At 53.1% G+C, this 21,711-nt stretch carries 20 protein-coding genes and 1 other annotated feature; of the genes, 14 read left to right on the top strand and 6 right to left on the bottom strand.

The genetic code is table 11. The annotated features are described in order from the left end of the window. Positions 1–14 precede the first annotated feature (14 nt). Positions 15–1,244 (top strand): multifunctional transcriptional regulator/nicotinamide-nucleotide adenylyltransferase/ribosylnicotinamide kinase NadR, encoded by a 1,230-nt coding sequence (nadR, locus tag OGX89_RS03750; RefSeq protein WP_003829942.1) that lies wholly within the window; start codon positions 15–17, stop codon positions 1,242–1,244. 112 nt (positions 1,245–1,356) lie between these two features. Here nadR and ettA read toward each other — a convergent pair whose 3' ends face one another. Further along, a complete protein-coding gene (ettA, locus tag OGX89_RS03745) occupies positions 1,357–3,024 on the bottom strand; it encodes an energy-dependent translational throttle protein EttA (protein ID WP_003829940.1) in 1,668 nt (555 codons plus the stop codon). A 211-nt stretch (positions 3,025–3,235) separates the two neighbouring features. Here ettA and sltY point away from each other — a divergent pair, with 211 nt between their 5' ends. Then, positions 3,236–5,173, top strand: coding sequence for a murein transglycosylase (sltY, locus tag OGX89_RS03740; protein WP_063941075.1), 1,938 nt, complete (start codon positions 3,236–3,238; stop codon positions 5,171–5,173). Positions 5,174–5,262: 89 nt separating this feature from the next. After that, the gene (gene trpR / locus OGX89_RS03735) at positions 5,263–5,589 is read left to right on the top strand and encodes a trp operon repressor (RefSeq protein WP_003837292.1); all 327 of its coding nucleotides are present in this window, start codon (positions 5,263–5,265) and stop codon (positions 5,587–5,589) included. Positions 5,590–5,644: 55 nt separating this feature from the next. Here trpR and yjjX read toward each other — a convergent pair whose 3' ends face one another. Continuing rightward, positions 5,645–6,160, bottom strand: coding sequence for an inosine/xanthosine triphosphatase (gene yjjX, locus OGX89_RS03730; protein WP_063941076.1), 516 nt, complete (start codon positions 6,158–6,160; stop codon positions 5,645–5,647). A 174-nt stretch (positions 6,161–6,334) separates the two neighbouring features. Between yjjX and gpmB the strand changes: the two genes are divergently transcribed. Further along, positions 6,335–6,982 (top strand): 2,3-diphosphoglycerate-dependent phosphoglycerate mutase GpmB, encoded by a 648-nt coding sequence (gpmB, locus tag OGX89_RS03725; RefSeq protein WP_003019006.1) that lies wholly within the window; start codon positions 6,335–6,337, stop codon positions 6,980–6,982. Here gpmB and robA read toward each other — a convergent pair. Further along, positions 6,979–7,848 (bottom strand): MDR efflux pump AcrAB transcriptional activator RobA, encoded by an 870-nt coding sequence (gene robA / locus OGX89_RS03720; RefSeq protein WP_003829933.1) that lies wholly within the window; start codon positions 7,846–7,848, stop codon positions 6,979–6,981. The genes gpmB and robA overlap by 4 nt on opposite strands. Before the next feature lie 211 nt (positions 7,849–8,059). Here robA and creA point away from each other — a divergent pair, with 211 nt between their 5' ends. Genes creA through creD form a run of 4 tightly spaced genes read left to right on the top strand, consistent with a single transcriptional unit; the run spans position 8,060 to position 12,078 of the window. Further along, positions 8,060–8,533 (top strand): protein CreA, encoded by a 474-nt coding sequence (gene creA / locus OGX89_RS03715; protein WP_003018998.1) that lies wholly within the window; start codon positions 8,060–8,062, stop codon positions 8,531–8,533. Between the two features lie 12 nt (positions 8,534–8,545). Next, positions 8,546–9,235, top strand: coding sequence for a two-component system response regulator CreB (gene creB, locus OGX89_RS03710; protein ID WP_003829928.1), 690 nt, complete (start codon positions 8,546–8,548; stop codon positions 9,233–9,235). Then, complete coding sequence (gene creC, locus OGX89_RS03705) at positions 9,235–10,659, top strand: two-component system sensor histidine kinase CreC (protein ID WP_126956934.1); 1,425 nt, start codon at positions 9,235–9,237, stop codon at positions 10,657–10,659. Before creB ends, creC begins: the two co-directional genes overlap by 1 nt. A gap of 57 nt (positions 10,660–10,716) precedes the next feature. Continuing rightward, positions 10,717–12,078: a cell envelope integrity protein CreD gene (gene creD / locus OGX89_RS03700; protein ID WP_126956932.1), complete on the top strand. Its 1,362-nt coding sequence runs from the start codon at positions 10,717–10,719 to the stop codon at positions 12,076–12,078. A gap of 60 nt (positions 12,079–12,138) precedes the next feature. On the opposite strand, the gene arcA is transcribed toward creD, so the two are convergent. Beyond that, positions 12,139–12,855: a two-component system response regulator ArcA gene (arcA, locus tag OGX89_RS03695; RefSeq protein WP_001194359.1), complete on the bottom strand. Its 717-nt coding sequence runs from the start codon at positions 12,853–12,855 to the stop codon at positions 12,139–12,141. 95 nt (positions 12,856–12,950) lie between these two features. Between arcA and yjjY the strand changes: the two genes are divergently transcribed. The 6 genes from yjjY to thrC all read left to right on the top strand — a co-directional run bounded on the left by yjjY (position 12,951) and on the right by thrC (position 19,217). Beyond that, positions 12,951–13,091 carry a YjjY family protein gene (gene yjjY, locus OGX89_RS03690; RefSeq protein ID WP_042998021.1) on the top strand — a complete coding sequence of 47 codons (141 nt, stop codon included), beginning with the start codon at positions 12,951–12,953 and terminating at the stop codon, positions 13,089–13,091. A 399-nt stretch (positions 13,092–13,490) separates the two neighbouring features. After that, on the top strand, positions 13,491–14,177 hold the full coding sequence (locus tag OGX89_RS03685; RefSeq protein WP_003829762.1) for a tRNA/rRNA methyltransferase: 687 nt from the start codon (positions 13,491–13,493) through the stop codon (positions 14,175–14,177). A 206-nt stretch (positions 14,178–14,383) separates the two neighbouring features. Beyond that, positions 14,384–14,510 (top strand) — a sequence feature (Thr leader region). Continuing rightward, positions 14,389–14,454 carry a thr operon leader peptide gene (gene thrL / locus OGX89_RS03680; RefSeq protein ID WP_032337689.1) on the top strand — a complete coding sequence of 22 codons (66 nt, stop codon included), beginning with the start codon at positions 14,389–14,391 and terminating at the stop codon, positions 14,452–14,454. (Overlaps the previous feature by 66 nt.) A gap of 23 nt (positions 14,511–14,533) precedes the next feature. After that, entirely contained in the window at positions 14,534–16,996 is a 2,463-nt protein-coding gene (thrA, locus tag OGX89_RS03675) for a bifunctional aspartate kinase/homoserine dehydrogenase I (protein WP_003829761.1), read from the top strand. Position 16,997: 1 nt separating this feature from the next. Beyond that, the gene (thrB, locus tag OGX89_RS03670) at positions 16,998–17,927 is read left to right on the top strand and encodes a homoserine kinase (RefSeq protein ID WP_008786144.1); all 930 of its coding nucleotides are present in this window, start codon (positions 16,998–17,000) and stop codon (positions 17,925–17,927) included. A 3-nt stretch (positions 17,928–17,930) separates the two neighbouring features. Further along, on the top strand, positions 17,931–19,217 hold the full coding sequence (gene thrC / locus OGX89_RS03665; RefSeq protein WP_003829757.1) for a threonine synthase: 1,287 nt from the start codon (positions 17,931–17,933) through the stop codon (positions 19,215–19,217). Between the two features lie 84 nt (positions 19,218–19,301). On the opposite strand, the gene yaaA is transcribed toward thrC, so the two are convergent. Then, positions 19,302–20,075, bottom strand: a complete 774-nt coding sequence (yaaA, locus tag OGX89_RS03660) for a peroxide stress protein YaaA (protein WP_003829755.1) — start codon at positions 20,073–20,075, stop codon at positions 19,302–19,304. A gap of 77 nt (positions 20,076–20,152) precedes the next feature. Further along, complete coding sequence (locus OGX89_RS03655) at positions 20,153–21,583, bottom strand: alanine/glycine:cation symporter family protein (protein WP_126956930.1); 1,431 nt, start codon at positions 21,581–21,583, stop codon at positions 20,153–20,155. Positions 21,584–21,711: the final 128 nt, after the last annotated feature.

Raw genomic sequence — 21,711 nt, 5'->3', positions numbered from 1 at the left:
AGCAGGAGGCTCTTGTGTCATTTGAATATCTGAAAACCGCCATAAAGCAAAAGGGCTGTACCCTGCAACAGGTGGCGGATGCCAGTGGCATGACCAAGGGATACCTAAGCCAACTGCTGAATGCCAAAATCAAAAGCCCCAGCGCGCAGAAGCTGGAGGCGTTGCACCGTTTTCTCGGGCTGGAGTTTCCGCGCCAGCAGAAAAATATCGGTGTGGTATTCGGCAAGTTTTATCCGCTGCACACCGGCCATATCTATCTTATCCAGCGCGCCTGTAGCCAGGTCGATGAACTGCATATCATCATGGGCTATGACGACACGCGCGATCGCAGCCTGTTTGAAGACAGTGCCATGTCGCAACAGCCTACGGTGCCCGATCGTTTACGCTGGCTGCTGCAAACCTTTAAGTATCAGAAAAATATCCGTATTCATGCCTTCAACGAAGAAGGCATGGAGCCGTATCCGCACGGCTGGGACGTGTGGAGCAACGGGATCAAAACGTTTATGCAGGAGAAAGGGATCCAGCCAAACTGGATCTACACCTCTGAAGAATCAGATGCCCCACAATATCTGGAACATCTGGGGATTGAAACCGTGCTGGTGGATCCCAAGCGAACGTTTATGAGCATCAGCGGTGGGCAAATCCGTGAAAACCCGTTTCGCTACTGGGAGTATATTCCGACCGAAGTGAAGCCGTTTTTCGTGCGCACCGTGGCGATCCTCGGTGGGGAGTCGAGCGGCAAATCGACGCTGGTGAACAAGCTCGCCAACATCTTTAATACCACCAGTGCGTGGGAATATGGGCGTGATTACGTTTTCTCCCATTTGGGCGGTGATGAGATGGCGTTGCAGTATTCTGACTACGATAAAATCGCCCTGGGACAAGCGCAATACATTGATTTTGCTGTTAAGTACGCCAATAAAGTGGCGTTCATCGACACCGATTTCGTGACCACTCAGGCCTTCTGCAAAAAGTATGAAGGGCGCGAACATCCGTTTGTGCAGGCCCTGATTGACGAGTATCGCTTCGACCTTGTGATCCTGTTGGAAAACAATACCCCGTGGGTGGCGGATGGCTTACGCAGCCTTGGAAGCTCAGTTGACAGAAAAGCGTTTCAGACGCTGCTGGTCGAGATGCTGCAGGAAAACAATATCAATTTTGTGCACGTTCAGGAGCCTGACTACGACGGTCGCTTCCTGCGCTGCGTGGAGTTGGTGAAAGAGTTGATGGGTGAGCAGAGGTAGGTTTTAGAGGTAGGTTTTAATGCCGGATGCGCTGCGCTTATCCGGCCTACAAGTCGCACTAACCTCGTAGGCCGGATAAGGCGTAACGCCGCCATCCGGCGCTTAACGCTAATTACTTAGAAATACGCTTGTACTTAATACGCTTCGGCTCCAGCGCATCGGCGCCCAGCGTACGTTTCTTGTACTCTTCGTATTCGGTAAAGTTACCTTCGAAGAACTCAACCTTACCTTCATCCTGGTAATCCAGAATGTGGGTGGCGATACGGTCGAGGAACCAACGGTCGTGCGAGATAACCATCGCGCAGCCCGGGAATTCCAGCAGGGCGTTTTCCAGCGCGCGCAGGGTTTCGATATCCAGGTCGTTGGTTGGTTCATCGAGCAGCAGCATGTTGCCGCCAACCTGCAGCAGCTTCGCCAGGTGCAGACGACCACGCTCACCACCGGACAGTTCGCCGACGCGTTTGCCCTGATCCACACCTTTGAAGTTGAAGCGGCCCACGTAGGCACGGCTTGGCATCTCGGTGTTGCCGATACGCATGATATCCAGCCCGCCGGATACTTCTTCCCACACGGTTTTGCTGTTGTCCATGGCGTCACGGAACTGGTCAACGGAGGCCAGTTTGACGGTTTCACCCAGCGTGATGGTGCCGCTGTCAGGCTGTTCCTGACCGGACATCATACGGAACAGGGTAGATTTACCCGCGCCGTTCGGACCGATGATGCCGACAATTGCACCTTTCGGTACGGAGAAACTCAGATCGTCGATCAGAACGCGATCGCCGTAGGATTTACGCAGATTGGTGACTTCAACAACTTTATCGCCCAGACGTGCTCCAGGTGGAATAAACAGTTCGTTGGTTTCGTTACGTTTCTGGTATTCGGTGTTGTTTAGCTCTTCAAAGCGTGCCAGACGGGCTTTACCCTTAGACTGACGGCCTTTAGCGCCCTGACGTACCCACTCCAGCTCTTTCTCAATAGATTTACGGCGAGCCGCTTCCTGAGAGGCTTCCTGGGCCAGACGCTGATCTTTCTGCTCCAGCCAGGAAGAGTAGTTACCTTCCCACGGAATACCTTCACCACGGTCCAGCTCCAGGATCCAGCCCGCAACGTTGTCGAGGAAGTAACGGTCGTGGGTAATCGCCACTACGGTGCCTTCGAAGTCGTGCAGGAAGCGTTCCAGCCACGCGACGGATTCCGCATCCAGGTGGTTGGTCGGTTCGTCGAGCAGCAGCATGTCTGGTTTTTCCAGCAGCAGGCGGCACAGCGCAACGCGGCGGCGTTCACCACCGGAGAGATTCTCAATTTTAGCGTCCCAGTCCGGCAGACGCAGGGCGTCAGCGGCACGCTCAAGCTGCACGTTCAGGTTATGGCCGTCGTGCGCCTGGATAATTTCTTCAAACTTGCCCTGTTGTGCGGCCAGTTTATCGAAGTCGGCGTCCGGCTCGGCGTACTTGGCGTACACTTCATCCAGACCTTTCAGCGCACTAACCACTTCGGCAACCGCTTCTTCAACGGATTCACGAACGGTATGCTCTGGGTTTAGTTTTGGTTCCTGCGGCAGGTAACCGATTTTAATGCCTGGCTGTGGGCGAGCTTCACCTTCGATATCGGTATCAATACCGGCCATGATACGCAGCAGGGTAGATTTACCCGCACCGTTCAGACCGAGAACACCGATTTTGGCGCCAGGGAAGAAGCTCAGTGAGATGTTTTTAAGAATATGACGTTTCGGCGGAACGACCTTGCCGACACGATGCATGGTATAAACGAATTGGGCCACGTTGGACTCGCCTCTATGTTTATCGTGATGATGAATAGTTATCAAAGGCGAAGTGTAGCCTTTTTCATTGCCCAATCCCAGCCAGCAGATCCCACTCGCAACAAAAGTAAAAAAGTGTCCGTGACGTGGCGCATTCTGCAATGTCTGGTTAGCATGAATTAATTAAGCGGCAAGATGCTGCACAGACATAACATGAGAAGAGGAAGAGCTTGTGGACAAAGCCAATCAATTTACCTGGCGCCTGCTGGCAGCAAGCGTATGTCTGCTGACGGTCAGTCAGGTGGCGCGAGCCGACTCTCTGGATGAGCAGCGCAATCGTTATGCGCAAATCAAGCAAGCCTGGGACAACCGACAGATGGATGTCGTAGAGCAGATGATGCCCGGCCTGAAGAACTATCCTCTGTACCCGTATCTGGAATATCGTCAAATCACTGACGATCTGATGAATCAGCCCACCATTACCGTTACCAATTTTGTGCGTGCCAATCCGACACTGCCCCCTGCGCGTACGCTGCAATCGCGTTTCGTGAATGAACTGGCGCGCCGCGAAGACTGGCGTGGACTGCTGGCGTTCAGCCCGGAAAAACCGGGTACCACGGAAGCGCAATGTAACTATTACTTCGCGAAATGGAGTACCGGGCAAACCGAAGAAGCCTGGCAGGGCGCGAAAGAGCTGTGGTTGACCGGGAAAAGTCAGCCGAACGCCTGTGACAAATTATTTGGCGTATGGCGCGCCTCAGGCACTCAGGATCCGCTGGCGTATCTGGAGCGTATTCGTCTGGCGATGAAAGCCGGGAATACCGGTCTGGTGACGGCGCTAGCCGGACAGATGCCCGCGCAATACCAAACCATTGCCTCTGCGATCATCTCGCTGGCCAACGATCCGAATTCGGTGATGACTTTTGCACGTACCACCGGCGCCACGGATTTCACCCGACAGATGGCGGCGGTCGCCTTTGCCAGCGTGGCGCGTCAGGATGTGGAAAACGCCCGCCTGATGATCCCGTCCCTGGTGCAGGCGCAACAGCTTAATGATGAGCAAACCCAGGAGCTGCGCGATATTGTTGCCTGGCGTCTGATGGGCAATGATGTCACCGACGAGCAGGCCAAATGGCGTGATGATGCGATTATGCGCTCCAATTCCACCTCGCTTGTGGAGCGCCGGGTGCGCATGGCGCTGGGAACCGGCGATCGTCGTGGCCTGAATACCTGGCTGGCGCGTCTGCCAATGGAAGCAAAAGAAAAAGACGAGTGGCGCTACTGGCAGGCGGATCTGCTGCTGGAGCGCGGACGTGATGCGGAAGCCAAAGAGATCCTGCACCAGCTCATGCAGCAACGCGGTTTCTATCCGATGGTGGCGGCACAGCGCCTGGGCGAAGAGTACGAGCTGAAAGTGGATAAAGCGCCAGCGAACGTTGATTCTGCGCTGACTCAGGGGCCAGAAATGGCACGCGTACGCGAGCTAATGTACTGGAACATGGATAATACCGCGCGCAGTGAATGGGCAAATTTGGTCACCAGCCGTACCAAGTCCGAGCAGGCTCAGTTGGCGCGTTACGCGTTCAACAATCACTGGTGGGATCTTAGCGTTCAGGCGACGATCGCCGGTAAGCTGTGGGATCATCTGGAAGAGCGTTTCCCGTTGGCCTATAAAGATCTGTTTACCCGTTACACCAGCGGCAAGGATATTCAGCCAAGCTATGCGATGGCGATAGCGCGTCAGGAAAGCGCCTGGAACCCGAAAGTGAAATCACCGGTCGGCGCCAGCGGGCTGATGCAGATTATGCCGGGCACGGCGACGCATACGGTGAAAATGTTCTCGATTCCAGGTTACAGCAGTCCGAGCCAGCTACTGGATCCTGATACCAACATCAACATTGGTACCAGCTATTTGCAGTACGTATATCAGCAATTCGGCAATAACCGCATCTTTGCGTCGGCAGCCTATAACGCCGGTCCGGGGCGCGTTCGCACCTGGCTTGGCAATAGCGCTGGACGCATTGATGCTGTGGCGTTTGTCGAAAGTATTCCATTCTCAGAGACGCGTGGTTACGTGAAGAATGTGCTGGCTTATGATGCGTACTATCGCTATTTCCTCGGCGATAAACCGGAGTTGATGAGCGAGGCAGAATGGCAACGTCGTTACTGATCGTGTCGATTGTGTTATGCTATCGTACTCGTTAAAGAGTACAAAAGGGGGAAGCAAGCACGCTTCCCCCGCAACGATGGCGATATCTTATGACTCAGCAATCACCCTATTCAGCAGAGATGGCAGAACAACGTCACCAGGAGTGGTTACGTTTTGTCGATCTGCTTAAACACGCCTACGAACAAGATTTACACCTGCCACTGCTCAATTTGATGTTAACGCCGGATGAGCGTGAAGCGTTGGGCACGCGTGTGCGTATCATTGAAGAGCTGCTGCGCGGCGAGATGAGCCAGCGTGAGCTTAAAAACGAGCTCGGGGCGGGAATTGCCACTATTACGCGGGGGTCGAACAGCCTCAAATCCGCACCGGTGGATTTGCGTCAGTGGCTGGAACAGGTGTTGCTCGGGAAAAATTGATCCGCCGGATGCGGCTTTGCCTTATCCGGCCTACGATTGAACATCCGGCACAATGCTATAAATACACCGCGTTATGAAACGGGCTGAGCGCCAGAATCACCGCCTGGTGATAGACGCTTGAGCGCGTCAGCTTGCCCGCGGTAAAAACGCCGATTGCGCCTTCTTTACGGCCAATTTCATCAATACCCGTATAGTCCGACATCACCGGGCCGAGTGCTTCACCTTTGCGGACTCTGTCGAGAATGACAGTCGGCAATGGCAGCGTGGCTGAACGGGCTTCACCGCGCTGAATGCCGTTATCAATCACCACCCAACTGAAGGTGGCGTCATCGTCAATTCCTGCTTCAATGGCGACCCAGAAATCAGCCTGCGGGTGCAGGCGGCGAGCGTTAACAACGCGATTTCGTGCGCCAGTGCGCGTTTCCTGGTTTCCGAAAGGTTGTTCCGGCACGCCACTCTCGACGGCGACGGGTTCAATATGGCAGGATCCTTCCCCGAAAATCTCTTCAAATGCCCGCAGAATTGCCTGAATTTTGGCAGGATTGGTGGTCGCAGAGATAACCTTGTGCATAATTAAGCTCAGTTTGAAAATTCATCGCAGAGTCTACTCTAAATAATTTGAGTAACAGAAAGGCGGTAAGCAAGGGAATCCTCAGGAACATAGATAACTATGTGACTGGGGTGAGCGAGCGAAACCAACGCATCTGTTACTCAAAGTATGACGAGTATATAACGGAAAAAAAGCATGTTACAGGTATACCTTGTTCGCCATGGCGAAACGCAGTGGAACGCCGAGCGACGTATTCAAGGCCAGTCAGACAGCCCACTAACCGCTAAAGGTGAACAACAAGCCATGCAGGTGGGTGAACGCGCCCGCTCGTTTGGTATTACGCATGTCATCAGTAGCGATCTTGGTCGTACACGACGCACCGCAGAAATCATCGCCCAGGCCTGTGGCTGTGATATCACCTATGACTCCCGTCTGCGCGAGCTAAATATGGGAGTGCTGGAAAAACGTCACATCGATACGCTGACGCCAGAGGAAGAGGGCTGGCGTCGCCAGTTGGTGAATGGCACGGTGGATGGTCGTATCCCGGAAGGGGAATCGATGCAGGAATTGAGCGATCGCGTCAACGCGGCGCTGGCATCCTGTCTGGAATTGCCGCCGGGAAGTCGTCCGCTGCTGGTCAGTCACGGTATCGCGCTGGGTTGCCTGGTGAGTACAATTCTGGGATTACCGGCATGGGCTGAACGTCGCTTGCGTCTGCGCAACTGTTCTATTTCTCGAGTTGATTACCAGGAAAGCTTATGGCTGGCGCCGGGATGGGTCGTTGAAACGGCAGGGGACATCTCACATCTGGACGCCCCTGCGTTGGATGAACTGCAGCGCTAGCGGCGAATCGGAATCAGGAATTCGCAGCGCAGGTTAATCGGGCGATCTCCCGCTTTGGCATCTTCTGCCGGGTAGTATCGCTCGATATCCTGTCCTTTACGGCGCGTCAGGTTCAGCATTGGCATGCATGTGCCGTAAACCGTCAGGATAAACTCTTGCACACCGGTTCCCAGCCCTTCGTAGGTAAACATCACGTACTCGCCACCCTGTAACAGGATAGGCTGCGCCGACGGCACATAGCCATTGGCCTGTTCCGGCGTCAGTGCTGTGGTGTAAAACACTTCCTGTTCGTCATCTTTTTCAATGCTCGGACGCGTTTCGTTAAGCCCGTACAGCACTGGCGGGATCGCCGGAGCCTGAGCAAGGAAGTCGCGCCAGAACTGAATACGCATTTCATGACGGAAATCTGAAATCTGTTCCAGCGAGCAGGAATAGCTTTGCGTGGTGCCGAGCAGTTGCGTATCTTCCAGGGTGACAAACTCGTGCGCAGGCATTGTAAATTCACCCAGTCGCATTGGTGGGCGAATACCGAATGCGCTCCATTCCGGGGAGCGGCGATACAGCGCTGGTGTCTGCGAAAATTGTTTCTTGAATGCGCGAGTAAAAGTTTGTTGAGAGTCGAAGCGATATTGCAGCGCAATATCCAAAATTGGACGCGCAGTCAGGCGCAGCGCCACTGCGGATTTCGATAAACGACGGGCGCGGATATAGGCGCCAATAGCATGGCCCGTCACGTCCTTAAACATTCTCTGCAGGTGCCACTTGGAATAGCCCGCTTTTGCCGCCACATTGTCAAGCGACAAAGGCTGATCCAGATGACCTTCCAGCCAGATTAATAGGTCGCGAATAATGCCAGCCTGATCCATAAAATATCCTCATCCTTTCAACAACGAGTACCTGACGTCAGGTATGAGGATAATAGCATTTTTTGCTGTTTTAGCATTCAGTGTTTTTTTTGCTCATAAGTGCTTTTTTCGGACATACGAAAGCGTGATTATTGTAATCCTGTGATCTGTATACATTTTATCATAAAATGTTTAATAATCACGCAGAACAACTTTTAAGAATGGTAACAATATGAAATATAAGAGCTTAGTCATTTCCTCAATTCTGCTGATGTTGGCGCAGGTCGCCCATGCGGAGCAGATTGGATCTGTCGATACAGTGTTCAAAATGTTTGGGCCGGATCATAAAATTGTGGTCGAAGCGTTTGACGATCCGGATGTTACCAATGTGACCTGTTACGTGAGTCGTGCGAAGACCGGCGGCATCAAAGGTGGACTGGGGCTGGCGGAAGATACTTCCGATGCCGCCATCTCTTGCCAGCAGGTTGGGCCGGTAGAACTGAGCGACAGAATCAAGAACGGTAAAGCTCAGGGCGAAGTGGTATTTAAGAAACGTACCTCGCTGGTGTTTAAATCTTTACAGGTCGTGCGTTTTTACGATGCGAAACGTAATGCGCTGGCCTATCTGGCCTATTCAGATAAAGTTGTCGATGGATCGCCCAAAAATGCCATCAGTGCGGTACCCATCATGCCGTGGCGGCAATAACAAGGAAGCACAATGCAACAGCCGTTGATCTGGTTGGTTGAGGATGAGCAGGGAATCGCTGATACGCTTATCTACATGCTGCAACAGGAAGGGTTTAGCGTAGAGGCGTTTGAGCGCGGATTTCCCGTGCTGGAGAAATCTCGCCAGCAATGCCCTGATGCCATCATTCTGGATGTCGGGCTACCGGATATCAGCGGTTTTGAACTGTGCCGACGTTTACTGGAACGCCACCCGGCGCTGCCGATCCTTTTTCTGACCGCGCGCAGCGATGAAGTGGATCGCCTGTTGGGGCTGGAAATTGGCGCAGATGACTATGTTGCCAAGCCTTTCTCGCCGCGCGAGGTGTGCGCTCGTGTGCGTACGCTGCTGCGGCGGGTGCAAAAATTCTCCACGCCTTCATCGATGACACGCTGTGGGGATTTTGAACTTAATGAGCTGGCCGCGCAGATTACCTGGTTCAGCATGCCGTTGAACCTGACGCGTTATGAATTCCTGCTGCTGAAAACATTGCTGATGTCGCCGGGACGTATTTACTCTCGCCAGCAACTGATGGATTTAGTCTGGGCAGACGCGCAGGATACCTTTGACAGAACGGTTGATACTCACATCAAAACGCTGCGCGCCAAGCTGCGGGCTATCAATCCGGAGCTTTCCCCCATCAATACGCATCGCGGTATGGGATACAGCCTGAGGAATTGCTGATGCGCATTGGCATGCGTTTGCTGCTCGGCTATTTTCTGATTGTCGCGGTCGCCGCCTGGTTTGTTCTGTCTATCTTTGTGCAGGAAATTAAGCCAGGCGTCCGTCGGGCGACCGAAGGTACTTTAATTGATACCGCCACGCTGCTGGCTGCACTGGCGCGTGATGACGTGCTCTCTGACTCACCGGCTAACGGCAAGCTGGCGCAGGCATTTGCGCAGCTGCATAACCGCCCATTTAACGCCAACATCAGTGGCATTAACAAAGTGCGTAACGAATACCATGTCTACATGACCGACGCGCAGGGCAAGGTGTTGTTTGATTCCGCCAACCAGGCCGTCGGTCAGGACTACTCCCGCTGGAACGACGTGTGGTTAACGCTGCGTGGTGAGTATGGCGCCCGCAGTACGCCGCAAAACCCGAACGATCCGGAAAGCTCGGTGATGTACGTTGCCGCGCCGATCGTAGACGGTGGGCGTATTATCGGCGTGCTCAGTGTCGGCAAACCAAATGCGGCGATGGCACCGGTGATTAAACGCAGTGAACGGCGAATGCTGTGGGCCAGCGCCGTATTGCTGGGCATTGCCCTGGTGATTGGCTTCGGGATGGTATGGTGGATAAACCGATCTATTGCCCGGCTGGCGCGTTATGCCGACTCCGTTACCGAGAATCGCCCCGTCCCACTGCCTGATTTAGGCAGCAGCGAGTTACGCAAACTGGCGCAGGCGCTGGAAAGTATGCGTCTGAAGCTCGAAGGCAAGAACTACATTGAGCAGTATGTCTACGCGTTAACGCATGAGCTGAAAAGTCCGCTGGCGGCCATTCGTGGCGCGGCAGAGATATTGCGAGAAGGCCCGCCGCCAAACGTGGTAGCGCGTTTTACCGATAATATTCTGACGCAAAATGCGCGTATGCAGGCGCTGGTCGAAACTTTGCTGCGCCAGGCGCGACTGGAGAATCGACAGGACGTTACGTTGACGGCGGTGGAGGTAGATACGCTATTTGCTCAGCTCAAAGAGGCGCGTAGCGTGCAGCTGGCGGCAAAAAACATCACGCTGACCATTTTGCCTTCATCGCTTAGCGTCGCTGCCGATCCTGCGTTACTGGAGCAGGCGTTGGGGAATTTACTCGACAATGCTATCGACTTCACGCCACAGGACGGGACGATTACGCTGAGCGCGCATCAGCAGGAGGAGCTGGTCACATTGCAGGTTACCGACAGCGGTAGCGGCATCCCTGATTTTGCATTGCCGCGTATTTTTGAGCGCTTCTACTCGCTGCCCCGCGAGAATGGACACAAGAGCAGCGGTTTGGGGCTGGCGTTTGTCAGTGAAGTTGCACGACTGCATGAAGGTACGGTGACATTATCTAACCGACCAGAGGGCGGCGCACAGGCCTCGTTTACGCTTCACCGTCACTTCACATAACTTCAAATTCTCCGCACATAGCTGTTCTACCTTGCTGATATTGCAAAGGAGAACGCTATGTTTAAATCACCCCTGTTTTGGAAAATCGTCACCTTAGGCGGCGCCATAATACTGCTGTTAATACCACTGACGATGGTCAGGCAGATAATCGTTGAGCGATCGGATTATCGTGATGAAGTCGAAGATGCTATCCGCCAGAGCACCAGCGGGCCGCAAAAGATGGTCGGGCCGTTGATAGCCATTCCGGTGACAGAGCTTTACACCTCGCTGGAGGATGGCAAAGAGATCCAGCGTAAGCGCAGCTATATCCATTTCTGGCTGCCGGATTCGTTGGTGGTTGAGGGGAATCAGAACGTTGAAGCGCGTAAAATCGGCATTTATGAGGGCCAGGTCTGGCACAATGAACTCTCGGTGAAGGCCGAGTTTAACGCTGAACGTTTGCGTGATTTAAACCATCCCAACGTCAGCGTCGGCAAACCGTTTATCGTGGTTGGCGTGGGGGATGCGCGCGGGATCGGTGTGGTGCAAGCGCCGCAGATCAATGGGGAATCACTGGCCGTTGAGCCAGGGACGGGGCTGGATGGAGGGGCTCAAGGGATCCACATTCCGCTACCTGACGCGAGCTGGGCGGAGCAAAACCTGAGCATGGCGCTGTCGCTGAATTTGAGCGGAACCGGAGATTTCTCCGTTGTTCCGGTTGGCCGTAACAGTGAAATGATCTTAACCAGCAACTGGCCGCATCCCAACTTTCTGGGGGATTTCCTCCCGGCGAAGCGCGAAATCAGCGAATCAGGATTTAAGGCCCAGTGGCAGAGCAGCTGGTTCGCGAATAACCTCGGCGAACGCTTTGATGGCGAAAAGATTGGCTGGAAGGGAATGCCTGCATTTAGCGTTGCCGTCGCCACGCCAGCGGATCAGTATCAGTTAACGGACAGGGCTACCAAGTATGCCATCCTGCTGATTGTACTGACCTTTATGTCTTTCTTCGTGCTTGAAAGTATGACCAGCCTGCGTCTGCACCCGATGCAGTATCTGCTGGTGGGGCTATCGCTGGTGATGTTTTATCTGCTGCTACTGGCATTGTCTGAGCACATTGGTTTTACGGCGGCGTGGATTACGGCAAGCCTGGTGGGGGCATTGATGAACGGGGTGTATCTGCAGGCGATATTACAGAGTTGGCGGAACAGTATTTTGTTCACCGTGGCGCTACTGGGGCTGGATGGGGTGATGTGGGTGCTGCTACGTTCACAGGACAGCTCTTTACTGCTGGGAACTGGCGTGCTGTTGGTGGCGTTGTGTGGCGTGATGTTCCTGACGCGTCATCTTGACTGGCACTCGCTGGCACAGCCAAAACCAAAGCCGACAGAAATTCCGAAGCCTCAGCCTGCGCAGAGTGACGAGTTTCGCTTATGGAAATAGGGCTGTGGTGAAATGAAAAACGGCGCATAATGCGCCGTTTTTTTACCTGTAAGGATTGAATTAATCCTGCAGGTCGCCGCAGAAACGGTAGCCTTCACCGTGAATGGTGGCGATGATTTCTGGCGTATCCGGCGTAGATTCGAAATGTTTACGAATGCGGCGGATAGTCACGTCAACGGTACGGTCATGCGGCTTCAGTTCGCGACCGGTCATTTTTTTCAGCAGTTCTGCGCGAGACTGGATTTTGCCCGGATTCTCACAGAAGTGAAGCATTGCACGGAATTCGCTGCGTGGCAGTTTATACTGCTCGCCGTCAGGACCAATCAGAGAGCGGCTGTTGATGTCCAGCTCCCAGCCGTTGAACTTGTAGCTTTCGACGCTACGGCGTTCTTCGCTGACAGTACCCAGGTTCATGGTACGGGACAGCAGGTTACGAGCACGGATAGTCAGTTCGCGCGGGTTAAACGGCTTGGTGATGTAATCGTCTGCGCCGATTTCGAGGCCGAGAATTTTATCGACTTCGTTATCACGGCCCGTCAGGAACATCAACGCAACGTTAGCTTGTTCGCGAAGTTCGCGCGCTAACAGGAGGCCATTTTTCCCAGGCAGATTGATATCCATAATCACAAGGTTGATGTCATATTCAGAGAGAATCTGATGCATTTCCGCGCCATCTGTCGCTTCGAATACATCATAGCCTTCTGCTTCGAAAATGCTTTTCAACGTGTTGCGTGTTACTAACTCGTCTTCAACGATAAGAATGTGCGGGGTCTGCATGTTTGCTACCTAAATTGCCAACTAAATCGAAACAGGAAGTACAAAAGTCCCTGACCTGCCTGATGCATGCCGTAAATTAACATGATCGGCGTAACATGACTAAAGTACGTAATTGCGTTCTTGATGCACTTTCCATCAACGTCAACAACATCATTAGCTTGGTCGTGGGTAGTTTCCCTCTGGACCCGACAGTGTCAAAAACGGCTGTCATCCTAACCATTTTAACAGCAACATAACAGGCTAAGACATGCCGGACACCCAATAAAACTACGCTTCGTTGACATATATCAAGTTCAATTGTAGCACGTTAACAGTTTGATGAAATCAACGTATCCAAATGTTTGCTTTCATCACAAAATTGCAATATTACAACTAGTTGCACGAGCTAATTAATAAATGTAATGAATCCAACCAATGCGATCCATTTTAAAATAAATTATCATGGATAAACAGAGGGATATACAACTTCTGTTAACATAAAAAGCAATAGTACAGTTTGGAAATAGTTTAGCATTTTTTACCGGATGCGAAATCCTTTTTCAGTGACTTCTGTTAAAAAAATGTAAATTTGCGCTGCGTAATATGTTGATGTGCGTCACATTATTACTTGCAGACTGACCAAAAAGAGTATCGAAATGCGTTTAACAATTATTCTGGTTGCCCCTGCCAGAGCGGAAAATATTGGCGCGGCTGCCCGTGCGATGAAGACCATGGGATTCACTCAATTACGTATCGTTGACAGCGAGGCGCATCTGGAACCCGCCACGCGATGGGTCGCGCATGGATCGGGCGACATTATTGATAATATTAACGTTTTTCCAACGTTAGCCGATGCGCTTCACGACGTTGATTTTACCGTTGCGACCACCGCGCGTAGCCGGGCGAAGTTCCATTATTACGCCACCCCGGTCGAACTGGTTCCCCTGTTACAGGAGAAATCCACGTGGATGGAACATGCTGCGCTGGTGTTTGGTCGCGAAGATTCGGGGCTGACCAATGAAGAATTAGCGCTGGCAGATGTACTCACTGGTGTACCGATGGTCGCTGACTATCCTTCACTCAATTTGGGGCAGGCGGTGATGGTGTATTGCTATCAATTAGCAGGTTTAATACAACAACCGGCCAAAAACGTTGAGGTGACGGATGAGCTTCAGCTGCAGGCATTGCGCGCGCGCGTTTTGCGTTTATTAGCCACGCTGAACGTTTCTGACGACATCAAGCTGACGGACTGGTTGCAACAGCGAATGGGTCTGTTGGGGCAGCGAGACACGGCAATGTTGCACCGTTTTTTACATGATATTGAAAAAAACATCACAAAATAAAATGTTGAATAATTTTTGTTTTGTAGTGTTTTGATCTTGGTTCAAGTGGGCTCGACATGCTGTATTGGTTGAAAGTAAAAGGGCAAGCAGTCGCTCATGAACAAGTTTCGGAATGTGATCAATTTAAAAATTTATTGACTTAGGTCAGCAGATACTTTAACCCTAAAAGAATACAGGACAGATAATAAATAATTACAGAGCACACAACATCATGAAACGCATCAGCATCACCATTACTACAACCATCACCATTACCACAGGTAACGGTGCGGGCTGACGCGTACAGGAAACACAAGAAAAAGCCCGCACCTAAACAGTGCGGGCTTTTTTTTCGACCAAAGGCAATGAGGTAAACCATGCGAGTGTTGAAGTTCGGCGGTACATCAGTGGCAAATGCAGAGCGCTTTCTGCGGGTTGCCGATATTCTGGAAAGCAATGCCAGACAGGGGCAGGTCGCGACCGTTCTCTCTGCCCCCGCAAAAATTACCAACCATCTGGTGGCAATGATTGAGAAGACCATCGGTGGTCAGGATGCTTTAGCCAATATCAGCGATGCCGAACGCATTTTCTCCGAGCTGCTGGTGGGTCTTGCCGCCGAGCAACCAGGTTTTCCGCTGGCGCAGCTCAAAGCCTTTGTTGAACAAGAATTTGCTCAGATTAAGCACGTCCTGCACGGCATCAGCCTGCTGGGACAGTGCCCGGACAGCATCAATGCCGCGCTTATCTGCCGTGGTGAAAAAATGTCGATTGCTATCATGGCCGGCCTGCTGGAAGCACGCGGGCATAACGTAACGGTCATCGACCCGGTGGAGAAATTGCTGGCTGTCGGCCATTACCTCGAATCTACCGTTGATATCGCCGAATCTACGCGCCGCATCGCCGCCAGCCGTATTCCTGCGGACCACATGATTCTGATGGCAGGGTTTACTGCCGGAAATGAAAAAGGTGAGTTAGTGGTGTTGGGGCGTAACGGCTCTGACTACTCTGCCGCCGTACTGGCCGCCTGTTTGCGTGCCGATTGTTGTGAAATCTGGACCGATGTCGACGGCGTATATACTTGCGATCCGCGTCAGGTACCCGACGCCCGACTGCTGAAGTCGATGTCTTATCAGGAAGCGATGGAGCTTTCTTACTTCGGCGCTAAAGTGCTGCACCCGCGCACCATTACCCCTATTGCCCAGTTCCAGATCCCGTGCCTGATTAAAAATACCGGCAATCCGCAAGCGCCCGGCACGCTGATCGGTGCCAGCAGTGATGACGATGATTTGCCGGTAAAAGGTATTTCTAACCTCAATAACATGGCGATGTTTAGCGTTTCCGGCCCTGGAATGAAAGGTATGGTGGGCATGGCGGCGCGCGTTTTTGCCGCAATGTCGCGTGCGGGCATCTCGGTAGTGCTGATCACCCAATCCTCTTCTGAATACAGCATCAGCTTCTGCGTCCCGCAGGGCGACTGCGCGCGTGCGCAACGCGCCATGCAGGATGAATTCTATCTCGAACTGAAAGAAGGCCTGCTGGAGCCGCTGGCGGTGACTGAGCGTCTGGCCATCATCTCGGTCGTTGGCGATGGTATGCGCACCCTGCGCGGCATCTCGGCGAAGTTCTTTGCCGCGCTGGCTCGGGCGAACATCAATATTGTAGCGATCGCCCAGGGCTCGTCTGAGCGTTCTATTTCGGTGGTGGTGAATAACGATGACGCGACCACCGGCGTACGCGTTACCCATCAGATGCTGTTCAACACCGACCAGGTGATTGAAGTGTTTGTGATTGGCGTAGGCGGCGTGGGCGGTGCGCTGCTGGAGCAGCTTAAACGTCAGCAAACCTGGCTCAAAAAGAAACACATCGATCTGCGCGTGTGCGGCGTGGCGAACTCGAAGGCCCTGCTGACCAACGTCCACGGTCTGAATCTGGAAAACTGGCAGTCGGAGCTGGAGAGCGCGAAAGAGCCTTTCAATCTTGGGCGCTTAATTCGTCTGGTGAAAGAATACCATCTGCTCAATCCGGTGATTGTCGACTGTACGTCAAGCCAGGCGGTAGCAGACCAGTATGCCGACTTCCTGCGCGAAGGCTTCCATGTGGTTACGCCGAACAAAAAGGCCAATACGTCGTCGATGGATTACTACCATCAGCTGCGTTTTGCCGCCGCGAAGTCACGTCGTAAATTCCTGTACGACACCAACGTGGGCGCGGGCCTGCCGGTTATTGAAAACCTGCAAAATCTGCTCAGCGCAGGTGATGAACTGCAACGTTTTTCAGGCATCCTTTCTGGCTCACTGTCGTTTATTTTCGGCAAGCTGGATGAAGGCATGAGCTTCTCGCAGGCCACCACCCTGGCGCGTGAGATGGGCTATACCGAACCCGATCCGCGTGACGATCTTTCCGGTACGGACGTGGCGCGTAAGCTGCTGATCCTGGCCCGTGAAACCGGTCGTGAGCTGGAGCTTTCTGACATTGTCATTGAGCCGGTCCTGCCAAAAGAGTTTGATGACTCCGGTGATGTTTCCGCGTTTATGGCGAAATTGTCGCAGCTGGATGACGTCTTTGCCGCGCGCGTGGCGAAAGCCCGTGATGAGGGAAAAGTATTGCGCTATGTTGGCAATATCGAAGAGGACGGCGTTTGTCGCGTGAAAATTGATGCAGTAGACGGCAACGATCCGCTGTTTAAAGTGAAAAACGGTGAAAACGCGCTGGCGTTCTATAGCCACTATTATCAGCCGTTACCGTTGGTTCTGCGCGGATATGGCGCGGGTAACGATGTGACGGCGGCGGGCGTCTTTGCCGACCTGCTACGCACCCTTTCATGGAAGTTAGGAGTCTGACATGGTGAGAGTTTATGCCCCGGCTTCCAGTGCCAATATGAGCGTCGGGTTTGATGTCCTCGGTGCGGCGGTAACTCCGGTGGATGGTTCGCTGTTGGGTGATGTGGTGTCCGTTGAGGCGGCTGACCAGTTTAGCCTGAACAACCTTGGGCGCTTTGCCAATAAGCTGCCGTCCGAGCCACGTGAAAATATTGTCTACCAGTGTTGGGAGCGATTCTGCCAGGAGCTGGGTAAAACCGTTCCGGTGGCGATGACGCTGGAAAAAAATATGCCGATTGGCTCCGGGTTAGGCTCCAGCGCCTGTTCCGTCGTGGCGGCGTTAGTCGCTATGAACGAACATTGCGGTAAGCCGCTCAACGATACGCGCCTGTTAGCGATAATGGGCGAACTTGAAGGACGTATCTCCGGCAGTATTCATTACGATAACGTCGCCCCGTGCTTTTTGGGCGGTATGCAGTTAATGATTGAAGAAAACGGCATTATTAGCCAGCAGGTGCCAGGCTTTGATGAGTGGCTGTGGGTACTGGCGTATCCAGGGATTAAAGTGTCGACGGCTGAAGCGCGGGCGATTCTCCCAGCGCAGTATCGCCGTCAGGACTGTATCGCTCACGGGCGGCATCTGGCGGGATTCATCCATGCCTGCTATTCCCGTCAGCCTCTTCTGGCCGCGAAGCTGATGAAAGATGTCATTGCTGAGCCGTATCGTACCCGCTTGCTGCCAGGCTTTAGCCAGGCGCGTCAGGCGGTAGCCGAAATTGGCGCACTGGCCAGCGGTATATCTGGGTCTGGGCCGACGTTGTTCGCCTTGTGCGATAAGCCGGATACGGCACAGCGCGTAGCAGATTGGCTGGGTAAAAATTACCTGCAAAATCAGGAAGGCTTTGTTCATATTTGCCGGCTGGACACGGCGGGCGCACGGGTACTGGGATAATCAATGAAACTGTATAATCTGAAAGATCACAACGAACAGGTCAGCTTTGCACAGGCTGTTACGCAAGGACTGGGCAAGAATCAGGGATTGTTTTTTCCGCACGATCTACCGGAATTCAATCTGACAGAAGTGGATGAGATGCTGAAGCAGGACTTCGTTAGCCGCAGCGCGAAGATCCTGTCCGCATTTATTGGTGATGAGATCCCTCAGGAAATTCTGGAAGAGCGCGTGCGTGCGGCATTTGCCTTTCCGGCACCGGTTGCTCAGGTTGCCGCGGATGTCGGCTGTCTGGAACTGTTCCACGGCCCAACGCTTGCATTTAAAGACTTTGGCGGGCGCTTTATGGCGCAGATGCTGACGCACATTAGTGGCGACAAACCGGTAACGATTCTGACGGCGACCTCCGGAGATACCGGGGCGGCCGTTGCGCATGCCTTTTATGGCCTGAAAAATGTGCGCGTGGTGATCCTCTACCCGAACGGCAAGATCAGCCCATTACAGGAAAAACTGTTCTGTACGCTGGGCGGTAACATTGAAACTGTGGCTATTGATGGCGATTTTGATGCCTGCCAGGCGCTGGTGAAACAGGCGTTTGATGACGAAGAGCTGAAGGTGGCTCTGGGACTGAACTCGGCTAACTCAATTAACATTAGCCGTCTGCTGGCGCAAATCTGTTACTACTTTGAGGCTGTGGCTCAACTGCCGCAAGAGGCGCGTAATCAACTGGTGATTTCCGTTCCCAGCGGTAACTTTGGCGATCTGACTGCCGGGCTGCTGGCGAAATCACTGGGCTTGCCGGTGAAGCGTTTTATCGCGGCGACTAACGTTAATGATACGGTTCCGCGCTTCCTTGCAGAAGGTGAGTGGGCACCGAAAGCGACTCAGGCGACGTTGTCGAATGCGATGGATGTCAGCCAGCCGAACAACTGGCCGCGCGTGGAAGAACTGTTCCGCCGTAAAATCTGGCGTCTGAATGAGTTGGGTTATGCCGCCGTTGACGATGCCACGACTCAGGACACGATGCGTGAGTTACATGAGATGGGCTACACCTCAGAACCGCATGCGGCGGTGGCTTACCGCGCGCTGCGTGACCAGCTAAACCCTGGCGAGTATGGCCTGTTCCTCGGTACTGCGCATCCGGCGAAGTTTAAAGAAAGCGTTGAAGAGATTCTTGACCTGACGCTGGCGTTGCCAAAAGAACTGGCGGAACGCGCGGATCTGCCGCTGCTTTCTCATCACCTGCCTGCTGATTTTGCTGCGCTGCGTAAGCTGATGATGACCCGCGGATAACGGTTGTGCCCGCTGGCATTTTGCTTAGCGGGCCAACAAAACCTGTAGGCCGGATAAGGCGTTAGCCGTCATCCGGCCTTTTTACTATTGCTCGTGGCGTTTAAATACCAGTTCGCTGTTTCCTGATGCTTCTTCATCAAAGAAATAACCTTCACTGTTAAATGCGGTCAGCTGTTCCGGCTGTGTTAAGCGGTTCTCAATAATGTAGCGACTCATCAGGCCGCGCGCTTTTTTGGCATAGAAACTGATGACTTTGAACTTGCCGTTTTTCTCGTCGAGGAAGACTGGTTTGATAAGCTCAGCGTTGAGTTTTTTCGGCTTCACGGATTTAAAATACTCATCCGAGGCGAGGTTGATCACCACGCTGTCGCCTTGCGCTTCCAGCGCTTCGTTAAGTTTATCGGTGATGGTATCTCCCCAGAACTGGTAGAGATCTTTACCCTTCGCATTGGCCAGACGAATGCCCATCTCCAGACGGTAAGGCTGCATCAAATCCAACGGACGTAAAACGCCGTATAGCCCGGACAGCATCCGTAAATGCTGTTGAGCGAAGTCGAAATCCGCCTCGCTGAAGGTTTCAGCCTGCAACCCTGTATAGACGTCGCCTTTAAACGCCAGGATGGCCTGACGTGCATTGTCCGGCGTGAAGTCAGGCTGCCAGTCATGGAAACGGGTGGCGTTCAGATCCGCCAGCTTGTCGCTAATCCCCATCAGCTTGCCAATCTGAGGTGCAGAGAGCTGGCGTGCTACGTGAATAAGCTGCTGAGAGTGATCCAGCAACTCGGGCAGCGTATGACGTGTCGTTGCCAGCGGGCTTTGGTAGTCGAGCGTTTTTGCAGGTGAAATCAGAATCAGCATATCCAGTCCTTGCAGGAAATTTACTGCGACTTTAGCAAAAAAAACGACTGAATTGATCGATGGTTGCGATTGCCGCGCTATTCGCGCGGCGTTTCATCCCAGCTATCGGGCGCAAGCTGTTGTCTGATATCAGGATAACGGCGCGGATCGAATTCTGGGCGCACCCCGAGTTTACGCTGGCGCAGATAGTCGCTGGCGATGGTATGGACAACCGGAGAAAGCAGCAGAATCGCCGTCAGGTTAGTGATGGCCATACAAGCCATAATGATGTCGGCCAACTGCCAGACGAGTGGGAAGCTGACTAACGTTCCCCCAACAACGGTACTCACGGTAGCGATACGTAATAGCCAGATGACGCGGATGTTGTCCAGCTTCAGGAAAACGAGGTTGTTTTCCGCATAAATGTAGTTGGCGACGATAGAGCTAAAGGCAAACAGAATCACAATAAAAGCCACGAATCCGGCTCCCCATTCACCCGTCAGCGAGACCATGGCTCTTTGCAGCAACTGGATGCCTTCCATTGGCACATAAGTGGTGCCATTACCCGCCAGTAAAATGATCATTGCGCTGGCCGTACAAAGAATTACCGTATCGCCCAATACACCAATCATTTGCACAATGCCTTGTGCTGCAGGGTGTGGCGGCCAGGATGCTGCCGAGGCAGCTGCGTTCGGGGTTGAGCCCATTCCGGCTTCATTAGAGAACATACCGCGTTGAAAGCCGCTGGCAATAGCCTGGCTCAGCGTATACCCGGCGGCACCGGCCGCGGCCTCCTGCCAGCCAAAGGCGCTTTTTATGATGGTCATGATAATGCCGGGGAGCTGTCCGAAATGCCAAAGGCAGATGACGAGGCTACAACCGATCCACAGCAGCGCCATCATCGGAACAAACCATTGCATCAGGCGTGCGACGCCTTTAATGCCGCCGACGATGACCACTAATGACGCGATTGCCAGTGCGATACCGGAGAAGAGGGGAGGGATATCAAAAGCAAAATCCAGCGCACGAGAGACTGAGTTCGCCTGAACGCTGTTAAAAATCAGGCCATAGGCAATGAGTAAAAAGATGGCAAACAGCACGCCCATCCAGCGCATGCCCAGCCCACGGGCCATATACCATGCAGGACCGCCGCGAAACTGTCCCTTGCTGTCGCGCTCTTTATACAGTTGGGCAAGTGAGCACTCAGCGAATGAGGTTGCCATACCAATGACCGCCGAGACCCACATCCAGAAAATGGCTCCCGCGCCGCCGGCGGCGATCGCCAACGCCACACCCGCCAGATTTCCGCTACCGACGCGCGCGGCAAGACTGGTGCACAATGCCTGAAAGGAAGTTAAACCGCCCGGCTGCGGGCTGATGCTGTTTTTAAGACTTTTGCCAAACTGGCGAATATAGCGGAACTGCACGAACCCTGTACGCCAGGTGAACCAACATCCTGCGCCAAGCAGGAGGTAGACCATCACCGATCCCCAGAGTATTTCATTAATAAATGAGAAAAAATCAGGCATTAACATCCCTCTTGTTGATGCCGGTAAGCGCGAATAATCCCGTGTAAGCGCTACCAATTATCGACCAGTATATACCTTATAAGGTGATTGATTGCGGGAGTTTACCATAACAATGGGTATATCTTTAA

Origin of the sequence: Citrobacter sp. Cpo103 (assembly GCF_030332605.1) — a bacterium.
Classification (GTDB): domain Bacteria; phylum Pseudomonadota; class Gammaproteobacteria; order Enterobacterales; family Enterobacteriaceae; genus Citrobacter; species Citrobacter portucalensis.
The sequence above is the reverse complement of the archived record's forward strand: the minus strand, read 5'-3'. Positions and strand labels throughout refer to the sequence as shown.

Coding starts and splice junctions, on each gene's coding strand:
- robA (WP_003829933.1), bottom strand. CDS start 7,848: ATGGATCAGGCTGGCATTATTCGCGACCTATTAATCTGGCTGGAAGGT.
- creD (WP_126956932.1), top strand. CDS start 10,717: ATGTTTAAATCACCCCTGTTTTGGAAAATCGTCACCTTAGGCGGCGCC.
- yjjX (WP_063941076.1), bottom strand. CDS start 6,160: ATGCACAAGGTTATCTCTGCGACCACCAATCCTGCCAAAATTCAGGCA.
- yjjY (WP_042998021.1), top strand. CDS start 12,951: ATGACTAAAGTACGTAATTGCGTTCTTGATGCACTTTCCATCAACGTC.
- arcA (WP_001194359.1), bottom strand. CDS start 12,855: ATGCAGACCCCGCACATTCTTATCGTTGAAGACGAGTTAGTAACACGC.
- creB (WP_003829928.1), top strand. CDS start 8,546: ATGCAACAGCCGTTGATCTGGTTGGTTGAGGATGAGCAGGGAATCGCT.
- thrC (WP_003829757.1), top strand. CDS start 17,931: ATGAAACTGTATAATCTGAAAGATCACAACGAACAGGTCAGCTTTGCA.
- thrA (WP_003829761.1), top strand. CDS start 14,534: ATGCGAGTGTTGAAGTTCGGCGGTACATCAGTGGCAAATGCAGAGCGC.
- creC (WP_126956934.1), top strand. CDS start 9,235: ATGCGCATTGGCATGCGTTTGCTGCTCGGCTATTTTCTGATTGTCGCG.
- OGX89_RS03655 (WP_126956930.1), bottom strand. CDS start 21,583: ATGCCTGATTTTTTCTCATTTATTAATGAAATACTCTGGGGATCGGTG.
- trpR (WP_003837292.1), top strand. CDS start 5,263: ATGACTCAGCAATCACCCTATTCAGCAGAGATGGCAGAACAACGTCAC.
- thrB (WP_008786144.1), top strand. CDS start 16,998: ATGGTGAGAGTTTATGCCCCGGCTTCCAGTGCCAATATGAGCGTCGGG.
- OGX89_RS03685 (WP_003829762.1), top strand. CDS start 13,491: ATGCGTTTAACAATTATTCTGGTTGCCCCTGCCAGAGCGGAAAATATT.
- creA (WP_003018998.1), top strand. CDS start 8,060: ATGAAATATAAGAGCTTAGTCATTTCCTCAATTCTGCTGATGTTGGCG.
- gpmB (WP_003019006.1), top strand. CDS start 6,335: ATGTTACAGGTATACCTTGTTCGCCATGGCGAAACGCAGTGGAACGCC.
- yaaA (WP_003829755.1), bottom strand. CDS start 20,075: ATGCTGATTCTGATTTCACCTGCAAAAACGCTCGACTACCAAAGCCCG.